Here is a 5,274-nt window from a genome sequence, read left to right as displayed (position 1 = left end):
AGCGATAGAAGCGATCTAATCGCGATCGCGACTACGCTGTCAAACGAAGTAAAAAAGCTAATTGCGGCCGATAAATTAAAAAGCAAAAAGAGCGCGCCAAGTCTTGAAATCATGCGATTTGCAGGCATAGTAAAAGGCAAGGCCGCTCAAAATATGGACGATATAAAAGCGCTAAAAATCGCCGATAAAAAATACATAAAAAAAAGATACGGCATAGATGGCTAAAATTTTCCTTGATAGCAATATTCTGATCGATTTTTTAGTCGAAGAAAGAGGCGCCCTAAATTTGGCGGCCGTTAAACTTTTTGAAAATTTTAGCGTTGACGACGCTATTTGCTACTCGTTCGGCAGTATCAGCGATGTGGCTTACGTGCTAAAAAAATGCTATAAAATTTCAGACGAAATTATTCTGGATTTTTTCGGAGCATTATCGCGGACGTCAAATTTTAAATGTCTACCGCTGTCTAGTGACGGGCTATCGATGGCGTGCGAATATGCAAAGAGCGAGTTAAAATCGGGTCGCAAGATAGACTTTGAGGATGTTTTGCAGTATTTTTGCGCGCTAGAGGGCGGCTGTGAGGCGATCGTCACAAACGACAAAACCTTTCCAAAACTACAAATAGCCTTAAGGCGCACAGATGCTAATCTTGAAGATTACGCGCCGAAACAAAAAAATTAAACGGATAAAAAATGGCAAAAGAAAACATCGATATGCACAATCTCTACGACCTGGATATGGAGCGCGCGATCCTCGCATCCATCATCTATAGCGCGGACAATCTAAGCGAGATTTTCGATATCATAAGCCCGTTTGACTTTTACCTGCGCGCTCACGGCGATGTTTACGACGCGATGGTAAAGTGCCTCAATGAAAATTTGCCCATCGAAACGGGGTTTTTAAAAACCAAGCTTGGAAGTAAATTTGACGAGAACGTAATGAGCGAGATCATCGGCACGAACTCGATCCTAGATGTGAAAAAGTACGCCAACGAGATCAAAGAAAAATCTATCAAGCGAAGCCTCGTCAAAATCGCGCACCAAATCCCTAGCAAAGTGAGCGAGGATAAGCCTAGTCGCGATATGGTGGACGAGCTGAGCCAGAGTTTTTATTCGCTAGTGGACGGGCAGAGCGCGGGCGCCATCAAGGACGCTGCCATCATCATCGCAGATGTCATCGCTCACCTAGAAAAGCAAAAACTGCTCGAAGATAAGGATATCGTGGGCATCGACACGGGCTTTCGCCAGCTAAACGAGATGACGAAGGGCTTTAAGCACGGCGATCTCATCATCATCGCGGCGCGCCCGGGTATGGGCAAAACGACGATCTGTCTAAATTTGATGAACCACGTGCTGATGCGCGGCGGCGGAGTCGTGTTTTTCTCGCTTGAAATGCCGGCCGAGCAGATCATGCTGCGTATGCTAAGCGCCAAAACCTCGATCCCGCTGCAAAACATAATGACTGCCAAAATGGACGACGAGGAGTGGTCGCGCCTAAGCGACGCGTGCGACGATATGGCTAACCGCAAGCTTTTTGTCTATGATAGCGGCTACGTAAACATCCACCAGATCCGCACGCAGATGCGCAAGCTCAAGTCCTCGAACCCAGAGATCGCGCTGTGCGTCATCGACTACATCGGCCTCATGATGGCGACGTCAAATTTCTCCGACCGCCACTTACAGATCGCCGAAATCTCGCGCGGACTAAAGCTGTTAGCGCGCGAGCTAGACATGCCTATCATCGCGCTTAGCCAGCTAAACCGCAGCCTAGAATCTCGCGCCAACAAACGCCCGATGCTAAGCGACCTGCGCGAATCAGGCGCCATCGAGCAGGACGCCGACATGATACTTTTTGTCTACCGCGACGAGGTTTACCGCGAGCAGGAGGAGAAGGAGGCCGAGAAAAAGGCGCACGCCGAGGGCAAGGAGTACGTGCGTAAATTTGTTCCTAATAAGATCGAAGAAGACGCCGAAATCATCGTGGGCAAGAACCGAAACGGCCCGGTCGGCACGGTAGAAGTAATATTTCAGAAGGAATTTACGCGCTTTGTCGATAAGAGCTTTGGCGCCGCGCACGTGGCGGAGTTTAACCCAAACGCCTAAAATGCGCCCTTTAAGCTCAAATTTTGCAAAAGCCGCAACGTAAATCTATCTTTGAAAACGCGCGCGAGGTTTATATATTTTGCCTTGCCTGCGCGCTTGTTTTTGCACTAAATTTGGGCTTTGGCTACTATAAATTTCGCGAATTTAAAGCTCAAAACGGCGTCATCTTACAAGCTAAAATTTCACAAAACTACGAAAAAGCGAACGCAAAAGGTAAAATTTACCGCGTTTTAAAGCTAAAAACGCAGGATTTTAGCTTTTATACGACGACGCTGGCGGACTTTGACGCGCAAGCTAACGAGCAAATTTTAATCGGTGCCGAAAACAAAAACGTTAAATTTAAAGAGTATCTAAGCGGCTCTTTTTATATGCCTAGTTACGGCGTGACGCAGCTTAGGTACGCCGCGAGCGAGGAGCGAATTTACGATAAAATTTTCGAGTTTATCGCCGAGCAGCATGAAAGCGAAAAAATGACCGAGCTTTTTACCGCGCTTTTTCTAGCCGCGCCCGTGGGCAAGGAGCTTAGAGCGGATGTAAATTTCTACGGCGTAGCGCACCTGATCGCGATTTCGGGTTATCATTTGGGATTGATTTTTGGTTTTTTGTATTTTATCATGCGCCCGATTTACCGCTATTTTCAGGCACGCCATTTTCCGTATCGAAATGCCAAATTTGACCTCTCGGCCGCGATTTTTGCTGTTTTGTTTTGCTATCTTGCGCTGATCGGCTTCGTGCCGTCCTTTTTGCGGGCGTTTTTGATGAGCTTGCTGGCTCTGTTTTTACTCGCTAGAAACGTGCGCGTCGTTAGTTTTGAGCTGCTTTTTACGGTGATTTGCGCCGCCGTAGCGCTGATGCCGAGTTTGCTTTTTAGCGTCGGATTTTACTTTTCGTGTATGGGCGTGTTTTATATTTATCTTTATTTGCGGCACTTTGGCGGGCGATTTTCAAATTTAAGTAACGCTATTTTGTTAAATTTTTGGGTATTTTCGGCGATGATTTTGCCCGTGGTTTACTTTTTCCCGCTAGTTAGCGCCCAGCAGCTAACCGTCTTGCCGCTTACGCCGCTTTTTAGCCTGTTTTATCCGATTAGCGCGCTTTTGCACGCATTTGGCGCAGGCGGCGCGCTTGATGAGTATTTGCTAGAATTTCTCTCGTGGCGCGCAAAGGGGGTAAATTTGAGCGTGCCGTTTTGGCTGTTTTTGCTTTATAACGCGCTGAGTTTAGCAAGCGTAAAAAGCAAAATTTTAGCCGCCGTTATCGTGCCGCTAAATTTACTCTGCTTTGCCGCGCTTTTTTAAGCTTCTTTGTCGCTCTCGCCCGCTTTTTCCAGATACGCGCACAGCTTTACGCCGTAGAGAAATATGATCCACGATACGTAAATCCACACGAAAAACAGCAGCACCACCGAAAACGAGCCGTAGATGCTGAGGTATGTTTTGTTATTTGCGGCGTAAAAGACGAAGATGTTTTTGCCCAGATACCAGATGAGTGAGGCCACAAATGAGCTAAAAAGCGCGTTTTTTAGGGCGATTTGGCGGTTTATCGAGATGAGATAGGTCACGCAAAATATCGCCCAGATGATGAGGTACGGGAATATGCTAAGAAAATTTATCCACTTCGTGTAGTCGCTGGAGTTTAGTATATCCTGAAATAAATTTGAGAGATAAAAACTAAGTCCAAGCCCCAAGGGAGCCAGCGTAATGAGCGTCCAATAAGCACTCAGCGAGTTCCAAAATTTGCGGCTTTGCGTGTGCATGATGCGGTTGATGACGTATTCGTAATCGGCAAAAAACATGATCGAAGTAAAGATGATGGCGCCAAGTCCGAGGATGCCTAGGCTCGAGCTGTTTTGTAAAAAGGTCTCGATGTAGTTTGAGATCGCGTCTTGGTTTGAGGGTAGCAGCTGGGCAAATATAAATTCCTTGATCTTTGCGTAATAGACGCTAAAGCTTGGCATCTGCGTAAAGAGCGAAAGCGAGATGAGAAGCACGGGGATGATAGAGAGCATCGTGTGAAAGCTCAGGCTTGATGCGTAGTGCAGCAGCTGCTTGTCCTTAATCTTTAGCATCGCTATGAGCCAAATTTTAAGCGTCTGTTTTATCTTTTCAAATTTTTGCGAGGTCATTTTGGATCCTTAAATTTAACTGCTTATGGGTTTAAGGTTTTTAAATTTGACGTTTTTTCGTATCATTTTTTCTAAATCATCCATGTCTTTTCTCGCATATAATAGCCCAAACCCAAACTTGGTATCGCCGCTCTCGCTTTTTATTTTGAATACTTTTTCATTGTTCCTGAGGGCAACTCCGACATCATAAATCATTTCGTCAAATTTAACTTCATAGGCGCGTTTAAAGCCAAGCAATCCTATCTCTTTTGAGATGCCGTCTTGCTTAACTCTTATGCCTTTTTGCATCAGGGTATAAAAAGCGAAAGCCAACAAGCAAACCGACAGCATATCGTAAAGAAATAGCAGCAGATGGTAGTCGGCGAATAAATTTTTATCTGCTGCTCTGCCTAATAGCGACATTGTGCCGCAACATGAGAACATTAAAAAGTACATTATCTTTAAAAACGGATCGGGGTGTATAAATAAGTCTCCGCAACCGACGTGCTGAAAAGATATTTTGTCATTTTTCCTAAAAAGCAGTACAACCAAAAAAACAATGACCAAGGCGTCAAGGGCTATTTTTAAAAAATCAGCTACGCCTTGCGCCAAATTTACAGCCCCATCTTAAACGGGTTTAGGATATTGTTCGGGTCAAACGCCTTTTTGATACTTCTAAAAAGCTCCATCTCGGCGTCCGTAAAGGCAAGCGGCATAAACTCGGCCTTGCTGATGCCGATGCCGTGCTCGCCGCTGAGCGTACCGCCAAGCTCCACCGCGATCTTAAAAATTTCCTCGATCGCCTTGTGGCCGCTCTCTACCTGCGCCGGGTCGGCTTTATCTACGACCATGACGTTGGTGTGCACGTTGCCGTCCCCAGTGTGGCCAAAGCACGGCACCTGCACGCCGTATCTTTCCGCGACGCCGCCGATACGCTCTAGCAACTCTGGTAGCTTTGAGCGCGGCACCGTGATGTCTTCGTTTAGCTTTAAATTTCCGTAGATATTTATCGCCTGCGAGCAGTTACGCCTGGCAAACCAGATGTCGTTTCGCTCGCTCTCGTCCTTAGC

At 46.3% G+C, this 5,274-nt stretch carries 7 protein-coding genes; 4 read left to right on the top strand and 3 right to left on the bottom strand.

The window, feature by feature from the left end:
* The 4 genes from Q0314_RS02755 to Q0314_RS02740 form a co-directional block, all read left to right on the top strand.
* A partial coding sequence (locus Q0314_RS02755) for a hypothetical protein (protein ID WP_298056233.1) occupies positions 1–225 on the top strand: 225 nt, incomplete at its 5' end.
* Positions 218–679 carry a type II toxin-antitoxin system VapC family toxin gene (locus Q0314_RS02750; RefSeq protein ID WP_298056231.1) on the top strand — a complete coding sequence of 154 codons (462 nt, stop codon included), beginning with the start codon at positions 218–220 and terminating at the stop codon, positions 677–679. The genes Q0314_RS02755 and Q0314_RS02750, both read left to right, overlap by 8 nt.
* Before the next feature lie 11 nt (positions 680–690).
* Positions 691–2,100 carry a replicative DNA helicase gene (locus Q0314_RS02745; protein WP_298056229.1) on the top strand — a complete coding sequence of 470 codons (1,410 nt, stop codon included), beginning with the start codon at positions 691–693 and terminating at the stop codon, positions 2,098–2,100.
* Positions 2,101–2,123: 23 nt separating this feature from the next.
* On the top strand, positions 2,124–3,398 hold the full coding sequence (locus Q0314_RS02740; RefSeq protein WP_298056227.1) for a ComEC/Rec2 family competence protein: 1,275 nt from the start codon (positions 2,124–2,126) through the stop codon (positions 3,396–3,398).
* Here the strand turns inward: Q0314_RS02740 and Q0314_RS02735 are convergent.
* The 3 genes from Q0314_RS02735 to Q0314_RS02725 form a co-directional block, all read right to left on the bottom strand.
* A complete protein-coding gene (locus Q0314_RS02735; RefSeq protein ID WP_298056225.1) occupies positions 3,395–4,225 on the bottom strand; it encodes a YihY family inner membrane protein in 831 nt (276 codons plus the stop codon). The genes Q0314_RS02740 and Q0314_RS02735 overlap by 4 nt on opposite strands.
* Positions 4,226–4,240: 15 nt before the next feature.
* The gene (locus Q0314_RS02730) at positions 4,241–4,627 is read right to left on the bottom strand and encodes a hypothetical protein (RefSeq protein WP_298056223.1); all 387 of its coding nucleotides are present in this window, start codon (positions 4,625–4,627) and stop codon (positions 4,241–4,243) included.
* A gap of 191 nt (positions 4,628–4,818) precedes the next feature.
* Positions 4,819–5,274, bottom strand: a 456-nt coding sequence (locus tag Q0314_RS02725) for an FAD-linked oxidase C-terminal domain-containing protein (protein ID WP_298056222.1), incomplete at its 5' end; no start/stop codon positions are given.

Source organism: uncultured Campylobacter sp., from assembly GCF_938040115.1.
Taxonomy (GTDB): Bacteria; Campylobacterota; Campylobacteria; order Campylobacterales; family Campylobacteraceae; genus Campylobacter_A.
The sequence above is the reverse complement of the archived record's forward strand: the minus strand, read 5'-3'. Positions and strand labels throughout refer to the sequence as shown.

Coding starts and splice junctions, on each gene's coding strand:
- Q0314_RS02735 (WP_298056225.1), bottom strand. CDS start 4,225: ATGACCTCGCAAAAATTTGAAAAGATAAAACAGACGCTTAAAATTTGG.
- Q0314_RS02745 (WP_298056229.1), top strand. CDS start 691: ATGGCAAAAGAAAACATCGATATGCACAATCTCTACGACCTGGATATG.
- Q0314_RS02750 (WP_298056231.1), top strand. CDS start 218: ATGGCTAAAATTTTCCTTGATAGCAATATTCTGATCGATTTTTTAGTC.
- Q0314_RS02730 (WP_298056223.1), bottom strand. CDS start 4,627: ATGTCGCTATTAGGCAGAGCAGCAGATAAAAATTTATTCGCCGACTAC.